The organism is Kribbella qitaiheensis (genome assembly GCF_014217565.1).
GTDB lineage: Bacteria > Actinomycetota > Actinomycetes > Propionibacteriales > Kribbellaceae > Kribbella > Kribbella qitaiheensis_A.
Map to the genome: position 1 here is coordinate 953729 of NZ_CP043661.1, position 18131 is coordinate 971859.

Sequence of the window (18131 nt, forward strand, 5' to 3'; positions counted from 1 at the left end):
GCCTGCCCCCGATCATGCGACCGGTGCTGTCCCGCGCATAGTCCGCAGTGCACCCGACCTAGCACGAAATGCACCTTGACCCCTATCGTGCGGTGATGGAGGAACCGCCGGTCGAGAACAAAGGGACCCTCGTCCACCTGGTCGAGGGGGCGATGGCGTTCGCCGGTCGCTACCGGCACGAGGGCGACCATCCCGTGCACACGCACAGCTTCTTCGAGGTTGTCGTGGTGATCGGTGGACACGGAGTCCACAACTGCCTTGACGCGCGTCAGGAGCTCGGGACCGGCGACGTGTTGCTGGTGCGGCCCGGTGTGTGGCACGGCTATGAGGACTGTCGTGGTCTGGAGATCTACAACTGCGGCTTCTCCGTGGACCTACTGCATCGCGAGCTCGCCTGGACGCGGGAGGATCCGTTGCTGGGCCACCTGCTCTGGACCTTGCCCTACATGCCCGAGCGGCTTGCTTTTCGACTGGATCCGGCCGCGTTGGCGGAATGTCTCGGGCATCTCGACGGGCTGGAGGACCTCCGGTACCGGCCGGCGAACCTGCATCACGGCGACATCATCGGGTGGCTGTCGCTGTTCCTCAATCGGCTCGCCAGGGCAGCGGGTGACGGTCGCGACGGCACCGGCCAACTGCACCCCGCAGTACTGGATGCCATGCGGTTGATGGAGGCCAGGCCGGCGTACCGCTGGACGCTGACCGAGCTGGCCCTGGACCTGCACCTGGCTCCTGGCTATCTGGTCAGGATCTTCAAGGCAGCCACGGGTTTGCCGCCGATGGCCTACCTCTCCCGCTTTCGCGCGGAGCTTGCCGCCGACCGCCTGCTGCACACCGACGAACCGATCAACCGCATCGGCGAGTCGGTCGGCTGGCCCGATCAGAACTACTTCGCCCGCCGCTTCAAGTCCCATTACGGCCTGAGTGCGACGACCTATCGGGCCCGCTTCACCCGCGTCTGAATCAGCGCCTCGAGGCCGTCGAGGATGCGATCCAGGCCGAAGGAAAGGCCTTGGTTCTGGCCGCCTTCGAGGGTTGTCATCGCTGCGGCCAGGCCGGGGAATCGGTCGGCCTGGGTGCTGAGGATCTCGGTCAGCGCGGCGGTGATGTGGTCCTCGGTCACGCCGGTTGTTCCACCTGGCACGGTCAGCGACTGCTGGGCGATGGTCCGGATGTGCCCGGTGACGACCAGGACTGAATCCAGTTGCTCGCCGCCGGTGAGACCGGTGTTCTGCACGGCCTGTACGCCGCGGTCCATCCAGCTGAGTTCGTTCGGGCCGAGAACGCGGCGACCGACCGTCGATTGCAGCAGCCATGGGTGTTTCCCGAAGGTCGCGTAGAGGTCCATCGCCCAGACGGTCAGCGCTTCCCGCCACTCGGCGAGCGGATAGTCGGCCGGTGTCCCGATAGCGAGGTCGGTCATCACCGCGACGAGTTCGGCCTTGCCCGGCACGTACCGGTAGAGGGACATCTTCGTGAAGGAGAGTTCGCCGGCGACGCGTTGCATCGAGACGGCGTCCAGGCCTTCGGCATCGGCGATCTTGATCGCGGCCCGGGCGATCCCGTCCAGCGTCATCGCCGGCTTCGGGCCGCGGCTCGGCGGCTGGTGAGGCCCCCACAGCAGTTCGGTCATCTCGGCCTTCCCGGTTGCTCACGCGGTCGAACTGTGTCTACCATACACATTATTGTGTCCGGCGGACACAGTTTCGATTTCGGCTCAGGGAGAACCATGAAGAACAAGCGGATCCTGATCTCCGGCGCGAGTGTGGCCGGCCCGGCGCTGGCGCACTGGCTCGGCCGGTACGGCTACGAGGTGACCGTGGTCGAGCTGGCCCCGGCGCTGCGTCAGGGCGGCTACGCCGTGGACTTCCGCGGCAGCGTGAACCAGGTCGTGCTGGAGCGGATGGGCATACTCGACGAGCTCCGGGCCCGGCAGACCGGCGGTAGCGCGATGCGGTTCGTGGACGAGACCGGTCGCCAGTTGATGCGGTTGCCGGGGGAGTTCGCCGGGGGAGACCTCGAAGTACTGCGATCGGACCTCTCGCAGGTGCTCTACGACCACAGCCGCCAACGGGCGGAGTACGTGTTCGGTGACTCGATCGCATCGCTGGACGAGCATGCCGCTGGGGTGGACGTCACCTTCGAGAAGGGGGCAGCGCGCACGTTCGATCTGGTGATCGGCGCCGACGGCCTGCATTCCGTCGTACGGCGGCTCGCGTTCGGGCCGGAGCAGGACTACGTCCGCTATCTCGGCTACCACATCGCCGGGTGGGATGTGCCGAACGAGTACGGCGGGGAGCAGGACGGGTTGATGTACAACGTGCCCGGCAGGCTCGCCAGCGTCGGGCCGGATCGGCGGGATCCGTCCCGGGGCCGGGACGATGTTCATCTTCAAGTCGCCCGAGCTCCGCTACGAGCGGCGGGATCCCGAGCAGCAGAAGGCGATTCTGCGCGACGCCTATGCGGGTCTCGGCTGGCACATCCCGCAGTTGCTGGACGGGCTCGCCGACACGAAGGAGATGTACTTCGATTCGATCAGCCGCGTCGATGTGGACCGCTGGTCAACGGGCCGGATCGCGCTGCTCGGTGATGCGGGGTACGGCGCCACGGTGGGCGGCATGGGGACCAGCACCGCCATCGTCGCCGCCTACGTGCTGGCGGGTGAGTTGGCCGAGTCCGACGGCGACCACACTGCCGCGTTCCAGGCGTACGAGCGTGGGCTTCGCAAGCCGGTCCGCGCCTGCCAGTCCGGCGGCGACCGCACGGGGAAGTTTCTTGCTCCTGCGACCCGCTTCGGTGCGGCCTTTCGCAACCGGACGATGAACTCGCCGTTCCTGCTCAACCAGATGCTCAAGGTCGGCCAGAAGATCAGCAGTCAGCTGCCGATCCGCGACTACACCGTGCCGGTCGCCTCAGCCGAGTAGCGGGAGTTTGTGCAGGAACGACTCCCACGAGTCGGGCAGCCAGCCCGGCACGCCGAGGACGGCCAGGTAGAGCCAGATGGCGACGATGACGCACCCGAAGATGGCCACCGTGCCGAGCGCCTTCAGCCAGGCCGGCTGCCTACCGGTCCAGGCGGTGAACTGCTTGACCCAGTCCTTCACCTTGTACAGGACGCGCTGGGCCCACTCGAACTCGCTGGCCAGCACGGCAAGGCCCGCGATGAACAACGGAATGCCACCCGGCCCCGGCAACCAGCCGGTCAGCGGAGCCGCGATGATAAGCAGCCCACCGAGCACCCCGACGCCGATCCGGTAGAACAACAACTTCCGCGGATTCGCACGGATCTTCCGCCGCCACTCCCAGCGGTCGTCCTGGGCGTCCAGCGTGATGTTGTCGTCCGTGCGGTCCGGACGGGTCTGCTCGGCCACCCCTGAAGCCTACGTGGTCGGCGGATCAGACCAAGGAAGTTGCCTTCTACCCGGGTCAGGCGCTGGCGGGTTTGCCGAACTCCCAGTGCCAGGGCTCCTCGCGGCCGCCGCCCTTGTTCGCCCAGGCGGGGTGGACCCAGCCGTACGTCGCAGCGTTCGACAGCATCCACTGGTACTGCGCGGTGCCGAAGTGGTCGATGCCGCCGCACAGGTCGACGGCTACACCCCAACCGTGGTTCGACGTGCCGGGCAGCGCTGCCAGCGACGGCTTGCGGTCGTACAGGCTGACCTGTGAAGCGTAGGAGCGGTAGGAGTCGGTGATGCAGAGCGTCTTCCCGAAGCGGCTCTTGTAGGCGTTCACCATCGCCAGGTACGACGCGGCCGCGTCGCAGCGCAGCATGTGGCCAGAGCTGCCGCTGAGCCCGCACAGCTTGTCGGCGGGGATCGCGCCGTTGCTGTAGCCACCCCAGCCGGTGCTGGTGCTACCGGTCGCCAGGAACGGCATCGGGTTGACGGCGTCGCCGCCGAGGCGGACCTCGAAGTGCAGGTGCGGCCCGGTCGAGTTGCCTTCGGTGCCGACGGCACCTATCTGCTGTCCCGCGACGACCCGGGCGCCGTCGGCGACATCGATCCGGCTCAGGTGCGCGTACAGCGTCTCGAGCCCGTTGCCGTGGTCGATGCGGACCAGGTTGCCGGCCCAGGCCGGGTGCTCGATACGCACGGTGCCGGCGGTGACCGCGCGGACCGTCGTACCGACTGGAGCGACGAAGTCCTGGCCGGTGTGGTAACCGGACGACCAGAGCGGGCCGGGCTGGCCGAACGGCGTACCGATCTCGTATTCGCCCTCGCCGATCGGCCAGGTCCAGGCGCCGGTGCCGACGTCGTACGACGTGGCCGTGTTGCCGCAGCGGAACTGGTAGGCCTGCGAGGTGGATTCGGGCGGCCGCTGGGGGCTGGACGGCTGGCCGAGGGTCGGGCGCAAGGCGGCGAAGAGGTTGTCGGGGACGGTCGTCACGGTGACGGATCCCTTGGCCTCGTCGGCCGCGATCATCTCGTTGCCGTCGAGGGCGATGCCGATGTGGAAGAGCCCGATCGACTTACTGCCGATCAGCAGCAGGTCGCCCGGCTGGATCGATGCCGTCGGCACCTTCTGGTAGTTCGGGTAGACCTTGCTGATCAGGTTCGGCAGGTTCGCGTACGGCTGCCAGGCGACGCGGGCCGCGCCGAGGCAGCCGTACTTGACGGGGCCGGTGGCGCCCATGCTGTACGGCTTGCCGAGCAGGCTGAAGGCGGTGTTGACCGCGCGGATGGTCTCGGCGGACAGCACGCGCACAGTGCGGCCGGCGCTGACGACAGAAGCCGCGCCGGGGACCGTCCGGCCGGCGGCCACGTACGGCTTGAGACCGGCCGGGAGCTTGGCGGGGTTCCGGATCGTGCCTGCGGCCGGCGCGATCACCTTGGTCGCCGCCAGCTCGGTCAGGTAGGACTGCCACTTGGCGAAGGCCGCCGCGTTGCGGCTGTTCTGCAGCTGGTCGGTCTGCTGGCTGGCGCCGGCCATCTCGGCCATCTGGTTCTGCATGGCCAAGGTGGCGTCCTGGGCCTTGCTCTTGACCTCGAGGCCGAGCGTGCGAACTGTCTGAGCCGCAGTGTCGGCCGCTGCACGCTTCTTGACTGCATCGTCGGCAGCAGTACCGGCTGCGTTCTGTGCGGCAGTCGCCTTCTGGTACTGCGCGACCTGGGTGCTGCCGAGTTGCCGGATAGCTGCCTGGCGGTCTGCGAGTTCCTGCAGGTTCTCCGCGACGGGCGCCAGTGACCACAGCATCGACTCTGTGCCGATGACTGTGGGGATGCCGAGTTGGTAGGCCTGGACGGTGACCAGTCCGAGTTTGTGGCGCTCCACCTCCGACACGCTCTTCTTACCGGCGGCGTACTGCTCGGCCTGCTTGGCGGCGGCCTCGGTGGTCTGTGCTGCCTTCACCGCGTTCGTGTAGGCGATGGTGGTCTTGGCGAAGTCGGCCTGGATCGCGGCGGCCTCGGCCTGGAGTTGCTCGAGGGACCGCTTCACGTCGGTGACGGAGGCCGGTGGCGGGGGAGTGGGGTCGTCGGCGTACGCGGCGTAGGTGGGCAGCGCGACCACGGCCACCAGCGCGCCGATCGCGGCAAGCCGCAGTCGGCGGCTGATCCCCAGCATGCTGTTCCCCACCATCAGGCCCCATCGGTCGCTCTCCGGATGCGCCTCACGCGCGCACGGAACGAGAGCAGCCCCCGTGCGTGCCCCAGCGTAGGCGGGCCGGGGAGCATAAGGAAGGCCTGGTCACCGACAGTGACGATGAGGCAGGACGCACTGCCCGATGGTGACCGCCGTCACGCCCCGCGGAACAGGGCCCGGCCGGTGGCGCGGAGTACTGGTGCGACCGACTAGCATTTCCGTCATGGCTTCGCACTTTGACGTTGTTGTCCTCGGCGCCGGCCCCGGTGGGTACGTCGCGGCGATCCGCGCTGCCCAACTCGGGCTCAAGACCGCCATCATCGAGAAGAAGTACTGGGGCGGTGTCTGCCTGAACGTGGGCTGCATCCCGTCCAAGGCGCTGCTTCGTAACGCCGAACTGGCGCACATCTTCACGGCGGAGGCGAAGACCTTCGGCATCAGCGGCGAGGTCAGCTTCGACTTCCCGACCGCGGTGCAGCGCAGCCGGAAGGTGGCCGACGGCCGCGTCAAGGGCGTGCACTTCCTGATGAAGAAGAACAACATCACCGAGTACGACGGGTGGGGCTCGTTCGCCGACGCCAACACCCTCGAGGTGGCGCTGAACGACGGCAGCTCCGAGACCGTCACCTTCGACAACTGCATCATCGCCACCGGCGCGACCACCAAGCTGCTGCCGGGCACCCAGCTGAGCGACCGGGTCGTCACCTACGAGGAGCAGATCCTCACCGAGGAACTCCCCGGCAGCATCATCATCGCCGGTGCCGGCGCGATCGGCGTCGAGTTCGCCTACGTGCTGACCAACTACGGCGTCGACGTCACCATCGTCGAGTTCCTCGACCGGGTCGTCCCGCTGGAGGACGTCGAGGTCTCCAAGGAGCTGGCGAAGGCGTACAAGAAGCTCGGCGTGAAGGTGCTGACCGGCACCCGGGTCGACTCGATCGACGACTCCGGCGACAAGGTGAAGGTCACCGTCACCGGCAAGGACGGCAACCAGCAGACGCTGGAGGCCGACAAGGTGATGCAGGCGATCGGCTTCCAGCCCCGCGTCGACGGCTACGGGCTGGACAAGATCGGCGTCAAGCTGACCGAGCGCGGCGCGATCGACGTCGACGGGCTGCTGCGCACCAACGTGGCGAACATCTTCGCCATCGGTGACGTGAACGCGAAGCTGATGCTGGCCCACGCGGCCGAGGCGCAGGGCGTGATCGCGGCCGAGACCATCGCCGGGCACGAGACGATGGAACTCGACTACGTGATGATCCCGCGGGCTACCTTCTGCCAGCCGCAGATCGCCAGCTTCGGCTGGACCGAGGAGCAGGCGCGGCTCGAGGGCTTCGACGTCAAGGTCGCCAAGTTCCCGTTCACGGCGAACGGCAAGGCGCACGGCCTGGCCGACCCGAACGGCTTCGTCAAGGTGATCAGCGACGCGAAGTACGGCGAACTTCTCGGCGCCCACCTGATCGGCCCCGAGGTGACCGAGCTCCTCCCCGAGCTCACCCTGGCCCAGAAGTGGGACCTCACCACCAAGGAACTGGCCCGCAACGTGCACGCCCACCCGACGCTGTCGGAGGCCCTCCAGGAAGCCTTCCACGGCCTCGAAGGGCACATGATCAACTTCTAGTCGTTCCTGAAACGGCGGCAGACCCACTCGGTCTGCCGCCGTTTTGCTTTGTCAGGCCAGGAACGTAGTAAGCGTGGTGACGAACTGAGCCGGGTCGTCCAGCCAGGGGGAGTGGCCGGCGGCTGGTCGGACCACGAAGTGGGGGTTGGGGAAGAGGGCGGCGAGCGCGGCGACTGCGGTGGGTGGGGAGTTGAGGTCGTATTCGCCGGCGAGGAGTAGGACCGGCTGTTTGAAGGCGGCCAGTGCGGCGCGGGTTGCCGGCGGGTCGAAGGCGCCGTCGGCGATGAAGGCGGCAAAGGCGTCCAGGTTGCGGTGGCCGTCCTCGGCGGCGTGGTGCGCCTGGGCTGCTTCGTCCCAACGGCCGTAGTAGAAGGGCGCGATGGAGCCGGTCGTCGCCTCGCCGGACATGAGTGCCTTCAGGGCCGCGGACGCCTCCGGGTACCAAGGCTCGTCGCGGCGGAGCTCCGCGACCGCGGCCCGGTCGTCACCGCTGACGGTGATACCGGCGGCCATCGCGCTCGGCGTGATGAGCGCGAGCTTTCCGACGTGGTCGGCGTGCTGCTCCAGATACCGCTGCGCCAGGTTCGTCCCGCCCGAGTGCGCCAACAGCTCCACCTGGTCGAGCCTCAGGTGTTCGCGCAACGCTTCGACATCACCGACGAGCCGATCACACCGGTACGACGACGCGTCCTCCGGTACGCCGGACTGCCCGGTGCCCCGCAGATCGAACAGCACCAACTGCCGATGCGCGGACAGCCCGCCGAGATCGCCGAAGTACAAGGTGTCCTGCATCCCGCCAGGAATGCAGATCAGCGGAGGCCCTTCACCCACCAGGTTGTAGGCAAGTTCGGTCCCGTCCAACGCAGAAAAGGTAGGCACAGCCGCCCACCCTGCCAGCGTGCGTCGGTCTGCGGCAACCGGATTCAGGTGACGGTGAAGGTCCAGCGGCCGGAGCCGGCCGTGTAGGTGGATCCGGTCACTTGGTGGGCTGACCGTATCCGGTCACTCTCTACCTCAGGTTCAGGGTAGGAAGCGGTAGACCGTCAGCAGAGGTTGATCCGGGGTGTGAACGTGCAGCGCCAGGCCGGGCGGTGCCGCGAGATCGACGAGGCCGGCCGCGGCGGCCGGCTCGAACGGGAGCGGAGCGGTCGAACGGATGCCGGGGGCAACGAGTAGCGGGAAGCCGGCGAAGGTGGTGGCGACGCCGTTGTGGACGTGGCCGGCCAGCAGCGCCGTGATCGGCCTGTCGCGCAGTACGTCGGCAAAGGCTTCACCCGACTGCATGATCCACTGATCGAGCACGGGATGGTGCAGCTTGTTCGGCGGGTGGTGGAACGCGACGAACAGCGGGCCGTCCACCGGCTCGTCCAGTACGCCGGACAGCCACCCGAGCGACTCCTCGCTCAGCAGTCCGTGGTCCTCGCCTGGCACCGACGTGTCGAGCAGCACGAACCGCGCCCCGCCGACATCCCGCACCTGATGCACCGGATGCCCCGAGCCCGCCGACTCGACGTAGGTCGTCAGCCCGGTCCGCAACGGCGCACTGATGTCGTGGTTGCCCGGCAGAACGAGCACCGGTACGTCGAACGCCAGCTCGGCCGCGACCTCGGCGTACTCCGTCTCCAGTCCGTGGTCGGCCAGATCGCCGGTCGCGATCACCACATCTACCGGCCGCGAGAACTCCTTCAAATACGAGGTCACCCGGCGCAGGCGATCCCGGGCTTCCGGCGATCCGTCCAGGTGTGGGTCACTGAGGTGGGCGATCACGAACATCCGCGGGCCTCCAAGAACTAACGGTAGACCCGCACCATACCATTAGCCGAGGTCTCCCTCCCACCGATGGAAATGCCTTACGTCCGAAGAAGTGGAGGGACGTGTGCTCCACTTCTTCGGACGTAAGGCTTACCGGGTGGTGACGCGCCGTTGTGGGGCTTGGTTCGGGTGATCCGGTCTGCGAGATTGGCGGCATGGCTGAAGAGGTGGATGTCGTTGTGATCGGGCTCGGTGTCGGTGGCGAGGAGGCGGCCGGCCGATTGGCCGAGGCAGGGCTGAACGTCGTCGGAGTGGATCCGCGACTGGTCGGCGGCGAGTGCCCGTACTGGGGCTGCGTCCCCAGCAAGATGATGATCCGTGCCGCCAACCTGATCGCCGAGACCCGTCGCGTCGACGGAATGGCCGGCAAGGCGACCGTCGAGCCCGACTGGGCGCCCGTCGCGCAGCGCATCCGCAAGGAGGCGACCGACGACTGGAACGACCAGGTCGCGGTGGACCGCTTGGTGAAGAAGGGCGTCACCTTCCTCCGCGAGCGCGGCACGATCACCGGCCCGGGCCGGGTGACAGCCGGCGACCGTGAGTTCGAGGCATCCCGCGGCATCATCGTCGCGACCGGGACCGTCCCGTCGATCCCACCGATCGACGGTCTCGCCGGTACGCCGTACTGGACCAACCACGAGGCGATCGAGGCGGACACGCTGCCCCGCTCGATCATCGTGCTCGGCGGCGGCGCGATCGGCCTCGAACTGACCCAGGTGTTCGCGCGGTTCGGTGTCCAGGTGACGGTGGTCGAGGGATTCGACCGGGTGCTCCCGCTGGAGGAGCCGGAGTCGGGTGAGCTGGCCCAGGCAACGCTCGAGCGCGACGGGGTGACCTTCCGGACCGGCGTCCACGCCAAGCAGGTCCAGCACGACGGCGACACCTTCACGCTCAGCCTGGACGACGGCAGCACGGTCTCGGCCGAGAAGTTGCTGGTGGCAACCGGTCGCCGGGTGGACACCAAGGCACTCGGCCTGGACACGGTCGGGATCGACCCCGAAGCCCGGCAGATCACCGTCGACGAGCATGTCCGCGCGGCCGACGGCGTCTGGGCGGTCGGCGACGTGACGGGTGCGGGCGCGTTCACCCACACCGCGATGTACCAGGCGAACGTGGCCGTTTTCGACGTACTACGAGCCGAGGGCGCGCCGGTTGCCAGCTACCACGCGATGCCACGGGTGACCTTCACAGACCCGGAGATCGGCGCGGTCGGGATGACCGAGAAGCAGGCGCGCGACGCCGGCCTCGACGTGAGGACCGCGAGCAGCCAGATCCCGTCCTCGTCGCGCGGCTGGATCCACAAGGCCGGCAACGAGGGCTTCATCAAACTTGTCGTCGACAACGAACGCGGCGTCCTGGTCGGCGCGACGAGTGCCGGCCCGACCGGCGGCGAGGTGCTCGGTGCGCTCGCGGTAGCCGTCCACGCGGAAGTCCCGGTTCACTCTCTGCAACAGATGATCTACGCATACCCGACATTCCATCGTGCGATCGGAGACGCACTCAAAGCTCTTTAGTGCGGTCTGTTGCGATCGAGTCGCAACTAGAACGACAATGTCCGCATGCACGTACCTGACGGCTTCTTCGACGCGCCCACGTCCATCGCCACCGGCCTGATCGCCGCGGGAGCCGTCGGGTTCAGCCTGCAGCGGGCGAACCGGGAGATCCGCGAGACCGGTCCGGCGCTGGCCGGCCTGACCGCGGCGTTCGTGTTCGCCGTGCAGATGGTGAACTTCCCGGTCGGTGCTGGCACGAGCGGTCACCTCCTCGGTGGCGCGCTCGCGGCCGCGCTGGTCGGTCCCTGGACCGCCGTACTGGTGATGTCGACCGTCCTGCTCGTGCAGGGCCTGCTCTTCGCCGACGGCGGCCTGACCGCGCTCGGCACGAACATCACCCTGATGGGCCTGATCACCGTTGTCGTCGGCTACTTCGTCACCCGCGCCCTGCTGAAGGCACTACCGAAACGCGTCGGCAGCGTGGTCCCGGCGACCACGGTCGGTGCCCTGATCTCGGTGCCGGTCGCGGCCCTCGCGTTCACCGGTCTCTACGCGATCGGCGGCGCGGTCGAGATCCCCCTCGGCAAACTCGCCACCGCGATGGTCGGCTGGCACCTCCTGGTCGGCCTCGGCGAGGCGGTGATCACGGCTGCCGTGCTCAGCGCGGTCGTCGCGACCCGGCCCGACCTCGTCTACGCCGCTCGCCATCTGCAGCCGGACCTGGTCCTGGTCGATGCCGATGGCAACAGCTCGACGGTCTCCCCGGACCGCCCGATCCCGGCCAAGCCGGCCGGCCGGAGCCTCGGCATCGGGATCGCCACCACCTTCGTGGTCGCCGGGGTGATCAGCCTGTTCGCCAGCGCGCATCCGGACGGCCTGGCGTTCGTCGGCGCGAAGCTCGGGTTCGAAGGCGCCGCGAAGAACTCGGCCGTCGCGGGCAGCCCGCTCGCGAACTACGGCGTCAGCGGGATCGGCAACAGCCAGGTCTCCGGCGCGCTCGCCGGCATCATCGGCGTACTCGTCACGATCACCCTCGGCCTGCTGATCGCCAAGCTGGCCTCGCTGCGATCGGCGCGCGCCGACAAGGCCGCTTGATGCCGCCCGCGGCCCGGCTGTGAGCGGTTCGGCCGGAGACGGCCTGCTGGTCGCGGTGGACAGCCGGATCCACCGGCTGCCGGCGCAGGTGAAGATCGTCGCGCTCTTCGTTTTCGTCCTGGCCGTGGTCTCCACCCCGGCCGCCGCCTTCTGGGCTTTCGCCCTGTACGCCGGAATGCTGCTCGGCTGCGTCATACTCGCCAGATTGCCGGCCTTGGTGGTGCTCAAGCGCCTGGCGGTCGAGACGCCGTTCGTGTTCTTCGCCCTTCTGCTGCCCTTCGTGGCGACCGGGCCGCGAGTCGAAGTACTCGGTGTCTCGTTGTCGCAATCCGGCGTGCTCGGGTCCTGGAACGTCCTCGCGAAGGGCACCCTCGGCGTGGTCGCCGCCATCGTGCTGTCCGCCTCGACCAGCCCGCGGGCTCTGCTCGCCGGACTCGAACGACTCAAGCTGCCGTCGACACTGATCGCGATCCTGTCGTTCATGGTCCGCTACCTCAGCGTCGTCTCGGACGACCTGCACCGGATGCGAATCGCGCGCGAATCGCGCGGCTACCAAGGCGGCCGGGCCGGACACCTCAAAGCAGTGGCCGGGGGAGTAGGCGCCCTCTTCGTCCGCAGCTTCGAGCGCGGTGAGCGGGTCCACCTGGCGATGCAGTCCCGCGGCTACACCGGCCGGATGCCGCTGCTCTCCCACTCGGGCGCCGCGCAGGCCCAGTGGCTGGAAGGCCTCGCGATCTCCCTGGCCGCTGTCGTCATCGCCGTCACGGCTAGGGTTGTCGGCTTGTGACCGGTCCCTCGATCCACGTCGAACGCCTCGTCTTCGCCTATCCCGACGGCAGGCAGGCGCTGTTCGGCGTCGACTTCACCATCCAGCGCGGCGAGCGCGTCGCCCTGCTCGGCCCGAACGGCGCAGGCAAGACCACCCTGGTGTTGCATCTGAACGGCATCCTCGGCGCAGTCGCCGGTGGGACCGGCAGCGGCCGGATCCAGGTCGGCGGCTCGGACCTGCACCGCGAACACCTTCCCGAGGTACGCCGGAAGGTCGGTCTCGTCTTCCAGGATCCCGATGACCAGCTGTTCATGCCGACCGTCCGCGACGACGTCGCCTTCGGACCCGCGAACCTGGGCCTGCGCGGCGCCGAACTCGACGAACGCGTCCACGAGGCGCTGGTCCAGGTCGGGATGCAGGACCACGCCGACCTCGCTCCGCACCACCTCTCCTACGGGCAGCGCCGCCGCGTCGCGGTGGCGACGGTGCTTGCAATGCGCCCCGAAGTACTGGTTCTCGACGAGCCGTCGAGCAATCTCGATCCGGCCAGCCGCCGCGAGCTGGCCGACATCCTCAACGGGCTCGACGTGACCTTGCTGATGATCACCCATGACCTGCCGTACGCGTTGCAGCTGTGCGAGCGCAGCCTGCTGATGGACGCCGGCCGGATCGTTGCCGACGGCGCCACTCGCGACCTGCTCGGTGACGCGGACCTGATGACGGCCCACCGGCTCGAGCTTCCCTACGGCTTCGACCCGCTCTCGGTCCCGGGACCGGAGAAGTAGGTCCGGAGAATCAGAACAACGCCACCTACCTGATGCGGCAATTGGTAGTGAATTTCTTACTGAGGTCTTGTTTGTTACTCGCTGGTCGGGGATGGTGACTCACAGTTCACCCCTGCACCCCTCCCAGTGCAAAAGGCGGTCCGCCCATGAAACTCATCGCCGGCTTCGTCAGCGCGGCAGTCGTCGCCACCGCGCTCCTCAGCCCCACCATCGCGCAAGCAGCCGCTCCGGAGTACGTCGCACTCGGCGACTCCTACGCCTCCGGCGTCGGCACCCGCGTCTACACCTCCGAGAGCGGCTCGTGCCAGCGCTCCACCAAGGCCTACCCCTACCTCGACGCTGCCCGGATCGGCGCGCACCTGACCGACGTCGCCTGCTCCGGGGCCCGCGTCGCCGACGTCACGGCCAACCAGCTCGGCCCACTGACCAGCGGGGTCAGGTTCGTCACCGTTCAGGTCGGCGGCAACGATGCCGGTTTCTCGTCGGTGATCACCGAGTGCGCGAAGCCGTCTTGGCTGAGTAACTGCGACGGTGCGATCAACACCGCGCAAGCGACCATCAACAACACGATCCCGGCCCGGCTGAACGGCCTCTACGCGAGTGTCCGGAGCCGGGCGACGACCGCGAAGGTGATCGTGGTCGGCTACCCGCGGCTGTTCAACGGCACCGACTGCAATGCCGGCACCTTCTTCAGCGGTGCGGAGATGACCCGGCTGAACCAGACCGCCGACCTGCTCAACTCGAAGATCTCGGCCGCGGCGGGCGCGGCCGGATTCCCCTTCGTCAACCCGACCTCGGCCTTCATCGGGCACGCGGTCTGCGGCAGCCCGGAGTGGATCAACGGCCTGTCCAACCCGATCAGCGAGTCGTACCACCCGAACACGACCGGCCATCAGGGCCTGGCCAACCTGGTCCAGCCACAACTGAGCTGAAACGGCTCGACCTGCGCGGCGCCGCTGTTCGTGATGTGATGCAGGGGTGCCGCACAGGCCGGCCCGTCGGCTGTCTACCGGGGCCAGTTCGTCCGGTGTCCGAGGCCGGCCCCGGAGGGGTGGCCGACGTCGGGCCCCGGACAGCCGCGAACTTCTCCGACGAGCCGCCGGCCTGGCACGGCAACTCGGGCGGCTGGGACTTCTCCGACCCGATCCCCGGCCAGTGGTGGCTCGACAACGACGCTGTTTATACCTGCTCCAAGTAACACCATTTCCCGAAGCCCCGGCGATCTGGTTCGCCGGGGCTTCGGCTTGTGCGGGGTTGATCGTATATTCCTGTCCAGGTATATATAGATCCATGACCGAGACTCTGACGACCGAAAACGGCCGGACCGTACTCCGGATGGAACGCCGGCTGACTCATCCGCAGGAGAAGGTCTGGCGTGCCCTGACCTCACCGGCCGAGCTCGCCGGCTGGTTCCCGGCCGCGGTCGAGGTGGACCTGCGGCTCGACGGGGCGATCTCATTCACCTTCCCGGACGGCGTCGGCGACTTCCAGGAGGATCCGGACAACAACGGCGTCGTGAGCGCCTTCGAGCCGCCGCGACTGCTCGAATACACGTGGGGCGGGGAGCTCTTGCGCTGGGAGCTGAGCCCGACCGATGACGGCTGCCTGCTCACGCTGACCGCCACGTACGACGATCGCCCGGGCTCGGCGAGCTACACCGCGGGCTGGATCATCTGCCTGGACGCGCTGGAGAAGGTGCTGGGTGGTTCCGCCGTCCCGGCCAAGGACTACGCCGAACTCCACGAGCATTTCATCAAGGTCTACGGCCTGGACCAGGGCGTCGTCGCCGACGACGGGTCGCTCCACTTCGAACGCCAGTTGGTCCGCCCCAAGGAAGACGTCTGGCCGGTGCTGGCCGCAGGCTTCGTTGCCAAGGGCATCGAACCGGGGGAGACCGTCGAGCACGAGATGACCTTGAGCTACCCGTGGCAACACGGCCTGGTCACAGTGGCGCTCCGCGACGGGAACGGCGGGGCCCGTCTGACCCTGACCCAGACGGGTCCCGCGGCGGAGTACCTGGAGGCTTGGCGCGAGCTGATCGAGCGGTTAGCTGCCGACGAGCTCTGACGCGACGTACTGGCGGAGGTGCTCGGCGGTCAGGGAGGCGCTGCTCTCGACCAGATCGGCGGGGATGCCGGTGAAGGTGATCCGGCCGCCGTCGTGGCCGGCGCCCGGACCGACGTCGATCAGCCAGTCGGCATGCGCCATCACCGCTTGGTGGTGCTCGATCACGATGACGGTGTTGCCGTCGTCGACCAGCTTGTCGAGCATCGCCAGCAGTTGGTCGACATCAGCGAGATGGAGCCCCGTGGTGGGCTCGTCGAGGATGTAAACCGACCCGCTCTTGCCCATGTTGATGGCCAGCTTCAGTCGTTGGCGTTCACCACCCGACAGCGTCGTCAGTGGCTGCCCGAGACCGACGTAGCCGAGCCCGACCGTCGACAGCCGGTCCAGGATCGCCCGCGCAGGTCCCTTGCCGAAGAACTCCCGCGCCTCGATCACCGACAGACCCAGTACTTCGCTGATGTTCTTCCCGCGCAGCCGGTAGGCCAGCACCTCCGGGGTGAACCGCTCGCCGTCGCAGTCCTCGCAGACCGACGCCACCTCGGCCATCATCGCCAGATCCGTGTACACGAGCCCAAGCCCCTTGCAGCCCGGACACGCTCCGACGGAGTTCGCGCTGAACAACCCCGGCTTCACCTTGTTCACCTTGGCGAACTCCGCCCGGATCGGATCCAGCAGTCCCGTGTACGTCGCGGGGTTGCTGCGCCGCGAACCCCGGATCGGTTCCTGGCCGGCCACGATCACCCCATCACGCCCAGCCAGTGAACCGTGGATCAGTGAACTCTTCCCCGAGCCGGCGACACCCGTCACCACGGTCAGTACGCCGAGCGGCACCTCCACGCTCACGTTCCGCAGGTTGTGCAGCGTTGCGTTTTCGATCTTGAGCGACCCGACCGGCTGCCGGACATCGTCGCGAACGTCGACCCGGTGATCGAGGTAGCGCCCGGTCAAGGTGCCGGACTTCTTCAGCCCCTTCAGATCACCCGCGTAGCAAAGCCGCCCACCGGCCAGACCGGCGCCGGGACCGAGATCGACGACGTAGTCCGCGATCCTGATCGTCTCCGGCTTGTGCTCGACGACGAGCACGGTGTTGCCCTTGTCGCGCAGTTGCAGCAGCAGGTCGTTCATCCGCTGGATGTCGTGCGGATGCAGCCCGACCGTCGGTTCGTCGAAGACATAGGTGACATCGGTCAGGCTCGAGCCGAGATGCCGGACCAGCTTCACCCGCTGCGCCTCACCGCCGGACAATGTCGACGACTCACGATCGAGACTGAGGTAGCCCAGCCCGATCTGGACCATCGAGTCGAGGGTGTCCCGCAGGCCTTCCAGCATCGGCCCGACCGCTGGATTGGTGATGCCCCGGACGAACTCGGCCAGGTCGCTGATCTGCATCGACGAGCACCGGGTGAGGTCGTGCCCGTCGATGGTCACCGCCCGGGCGGCCTTGTTCAGCCGTGCTCCGCCGCAGTCCGGGCACCGGACGAGCTTCACCGCGCGATCGGCGAAGGCCCGGGTGTGGCTCTGCATCGACTCGCGATCCTTCGCGAGCAGTTGCCGCTTCACCTTGCTGACCAGGCCTTCGAAGGTGAGGTTGCTCTTGCCCACCTTCACCTTCATCGGCGGCTGGTAGAGGAACTGCTCCCACTGCTCGGCGGGGTAGTCCCTGAGCGGCAGGTCCGGGTCGAACAGCCCGGAGTTGGCCATCACCTGCCAGTACCAGGTGCCGACGGCGTACCCGGGCACCTTGACCGCGCCCTGATTCAGCGTCAGCCCGCGATCGACGAACTCGGTCAGGTCGATCTCGGTGGCCTTGCCGAGTCCCTCGCAGGCCGGGCACATCCCTTCGGCCCGGTTGAAGCTGAAGGCGGACGGCGGCCCGGCGGACGGCGTACCGATCCGGCTGAACAGGACCCTCAGCATCGTGTGCGCGTCGGTCGCGGTACCGACCGTGGAGCGGGCGTTGGCGCCGATCCGTTCCTGGTCGACGATGATCGCGGCGCTCAGGTTGCGGAGCGAGTCGACGTCCGGCCGGGAGAGACTGGGCATGAAGTTCTGGACGAACGCGGTGTAGGTCTCGTTGATCATCCGCTGCGACTCGGCGGCGATCGTGTCGAAGACGAGAGAGGACTTGCCGGATCCCGAGACGCCGGTGAAGACGGTCAACCGGCGCTTGGGGATGTCGACGGAGACCCCGCTCAGGTTGTTCTCGCGGGCTCCCCGGACCTCGATGACGTCATGGCTGTCGGCAGCTGGCTGGTCGATGAGATTCGCAACAGGCATACATTCAATTCTTACATTGAGCCACCAGTGGAAGCTTTGCCGCAAAGTCCTACCGTGACGGCGGGTCCGAACCTTCAACAGCCGGGGCAACCTTCAGTTGCACTTCGGCCAGCAGGTCCTGGAGCCGGCCGGCCAGCAACTCGCGATCGGTGGGGGAGAGCGAGGCGACCAGCTCGGACTCGCGGGTGAGCACCTGGTCGACAGTTCGCTCGATCAGATCATGGCCGGTCTTGGTCAGCGACACGATCACCGCGCGCGAGCCGTCGGCCTCCGTACGCCGGGAGACCAGCCCGGCCTGCTCGGCGCGTCCGACTCGCTGCGAGACTGCGCCGGCCGTGACGAGCGTGCAGCGGGTCAGCTCGCGGGTGCTCAGCTCGTACGGCGGTCCGCTGCGGCGCAGGACGCTCAGTAGGTCAAGAGTGGCGGGATCGATGCCCAGGTCGGTGAGCAGCCGGCGCCTGTCGTCGGCGAACAGCTTGGCCAGTCGCCACAGGGGAGTGACGATCTCGATCGAGTCGGTCGGGGTGCCGGGACGCTCCCGTTCCCAGGCTCGCGCGATCTCGGCGGCAGGGTAGGGGCTCGGCGCATCCAGCGGATAGCTGTCCTGGGGCTTGTTCACCGGCATGGTTCGA

18 protein-coding genes are annotated in these 18131 nt (G+C 67.9%); 11 read left to right on the forward strand and 7 right to left on the reverse strand.

Translation table 11 applies throughout. The annotated features are described in order from the left end of the window. The first annotated feature begins 95 nt into the window (after positions 1 to 95). Positions 96 to 962 (forward strand): AraC family transcriptional regulator, encoded by an 867-nt coding sequence (locus F1D05_RS04110; RefSeq protein ID WP_185446075.1) that lies wholly within the window; start codon positions 96 to 98, stop codon positions 960 to 962. On the opposite strand, the gene F1D05_RS04115 is transcribed toward F1D05_RS04110, so the two are convergent. Continuing rightward, entirely contained in the window at positions 935 to 1633 is a 699-nt protein-coding gene (locus F1D05_RS04115; RefSeq protein WP_185446076.1) for a TetR/AcrR family transcriptional regulator, read from the reverse strand. The genes F1D05_RS04110 and F1D05_RS04115 overlap by 28 nt on opposite strands. 96 nt (positions 1634 to 1729) lie before the next feature. Here F1D05_RS04115 and F1D05_RS04120 point away from each other — a divergent pair, with 96 nt between their 5' ends. Both F1D05_RS04120 and F1D05_RS39700 read left to right on the forward strand, forming a co-directional pair. Next, entirely contained in the window at positions 1730 to 2590 is an 861-nt protein-coding gene (locus F1D05_RS04120; protein WP_246486416.1) for an FAD-dependent monooxygenase, read from the forward strand. After that, positions 2520 to 2924 carry a hypothetical protein gene (locus F1D05_RS39700; RefSeq protein WP_246486417.1) on the forward strand — a complete coding sequence of 135 codons (405 nt, stop codon included), beginning with the start codon at positions 2520 to 2522 and terminating at the stop codon, positions 2922 to 2924. Before F1D05_RS04120 ends, F1D05_RS39700 begins: the two co-directional genes overlap by 71 nt. Here the strand turns inward: F1D05_RS39700 and F1D05_RS04125 are convergent. Then, positions 2913 to 3371 carry a PGPGW domain-containing protein gene (locus tag F1D05_RS04125; protein ID WP_185446077.1) on the reverse strand — a complete coding sequence of 153 codons (459 nt, stop codon included), beginning with the start codon at positions 3369 to 3371 and terminating at the stop codon, positions 2913 to 2915. The two genes, F1D05_RS39700 and F1D05_RS04125, sit on opposite strands and share 12 nt — an antisense overlap. Positions 3372 to 3426: 55 nt before the next feature. Further along, on the reverse strand, positions 3427 to 5562 hold the full coding sequence (locus F1D05_RS04130) for a peptidoglycan DD-metalloendopeptidase family protein (RefSeq protein WP_185446078.1): 2136 nt from the start codon (positions 5560 to 5562) through the stop codon (positions 3427 to 3429). 241 nt (positions 5563 to 5803) lie between these two features. Between F1D05_RS04130 and lpdA the strand changes: the two genes are divergently transcribed. Next, positions 5804 to 7201 (forward strand): dihydrolipoyl dehydrogenase, encoded by a 1398-nt coding sequence (gene lpdA / locus F1D05_RS04135; protein ID WP_185446079.1) that lies wholly within the window; start codon positions 5804 to 5806, stop codon positions 7199 to 7201. Positions 7202 to 7252: 51 nt separating this feature from the next. Here lpdA and F1D05_RS04140 read toward each other — a convergent pair whose 3' ends face one another. Together F1D05_RS04140 and F1D05_RS04145 are read right to left on the reverse strand one after the other, a co-directional pair. Further along, on the reverse strand, positions 7253 to 8080 hold the full coding sequence (locus F1D05_RS04140; RefSeq protein WP_185446080.1) for an alpha/beta fold hydrolase: 828 nt from the start codon (positions 8078 to 8080) through the stop codon (positions 7253 to 7255). Positions 8081 to 8221: 141 nt separating this feature from the next. Further along, a complete protein-coding gene (locus F1D05_RS04145; RefSeq protein WP_185446081.1) occupies positions 8222 to 8974 on the reverse strand; it encodes a metallophosphoesterase in 753 nt (250 codons plus the stop codon). A gap of 194 nt (positions 8975 to 9168) precedes the next feature. On the opposite strand from F1D05_RS04145, the gene F1D05_RS04150 reads away from it, so the two are divergent. The 7 genes from F1D05_RS04150 to F1D05_RS04180 all read left to right on the forward strand — a co-directional run bounded on the left by F1D05_RS04150 (position 9169) and on the right by F1D05_RS04180 (position 15222). After that, on the forward strand, positions 9169 to 10527 hold the full coding sequence (locus F1D05_RS04150; protein ID WP_185446082.1) for a dihydrolipoyl dehydrogenase family protein: 1359 nt from the start codon (positions 9169 to 9171) through the stop codon (positions 10525 to 10527). Positions 10528 to 10572: 45 nt separating this feature from the next. Further along, the gene (locus F1D05_RS04155; protein ID WP_185446083.1) at positions 10573 to 11601 is read left to right on the forward strand and encodes an energy-coupling factor ABC transporter permease; all 1029 of its coding nucleotides are present in this window, start codon (positions 10573 to 10575) and stop codon (positions 11599 to 11601) included. 19 nt (positions 11602 to 11620) lie between these two features. Further along, positions 11621 to 12388: a cobalt ECF transporter T component CbiQ gene (cbiQ, locus tag F1D05_RS04160; protein WP_185446084.1), complete on the forward strand. Its 768-nt coding sequence runs from the start codon at positions 11621 to 11623 to the stop codon at positions 12386 to 12388. Beyond that, complete coding sequence (locus tag F1D05_RS04165; RefSeq protein WP_185446085.1) at positions 12385 to 13155, forward strand: energy-coupling factor ABC transporter ATP-binding protein; 771 nt, start codon at positions 12385 to 12387, stop codon at positions 13153 to 13155. Before cbiQ ends, F1D05_RS04165 begins: the two co-directional genes overlap by 4 nt. Positions 13156 to 13301: 146 nt before the next feature. Beyond that, positions 13302 to 14087, forward strand: coding sequence for an SGNH/GDSL hydrolase family protein (locus F1D05_RS04170; protein ID WP_185446086.1), 786 nt, complete (start codon positions 13302 to 13304; stop codon positions 14085 to 14087). A gap of 95 nt (positions 14088 to 14182) precedes the next feature. Then, positions 14183 to 14353: a hypothetical protein gene (locus F1D05_RS04175; RefSeq protein WP_185449868.1), complete on the forward strand. Its 171-nt coding sequence runs from the start codon at positions 14183 to 14185 to the stop codon at positions 14351 to 14353. Positions 14354 to 14445: 92 nt separating this feature from the next. Continuing rightward, positions 14446 to 15222: an SRPBCC family protein gene (locus F1D05_RS04180; protein ID WP_185446087.1), complete on the forward strand. Its 777-nt coding sequence runs from the start codon at positions 14446 to 14448 to the stop codon at positions 15220 to 15222. Here the strand turns inward: F1D05_RS04180 and F1D05_RS04185 are convergent. Then, positions 15202 to 17499, reverse strand: a complete 2298-nt coding sequence (locus tag F1D05_RS04185) for an ATP-binding cassette domain-containing protein (RefSeq protein ID WP_185446088.1) — start codon at positions 17497 to 17499, stop codon at positions 15202 to 15204. The two genes, F1D05_RS04180 and F1D05_RS04185, sit on opposite strands and share 21 nt — an antisense overlap. Positions 17500 to 17548: 49 nt before the next feature. Then, positions 17549 to 18124, reverse strand: a complete 576-nt coding sequence (locus F1D05_RS04190) for a MarR family winged helix-turn-helix transcriptional regulator (protein WP_185446089.1) — start codon at positions 18122 to 18124, stop codon at positions 17549 to 17551. Positions 18125 to 18131: the final 7 nt, after the last annotated feature.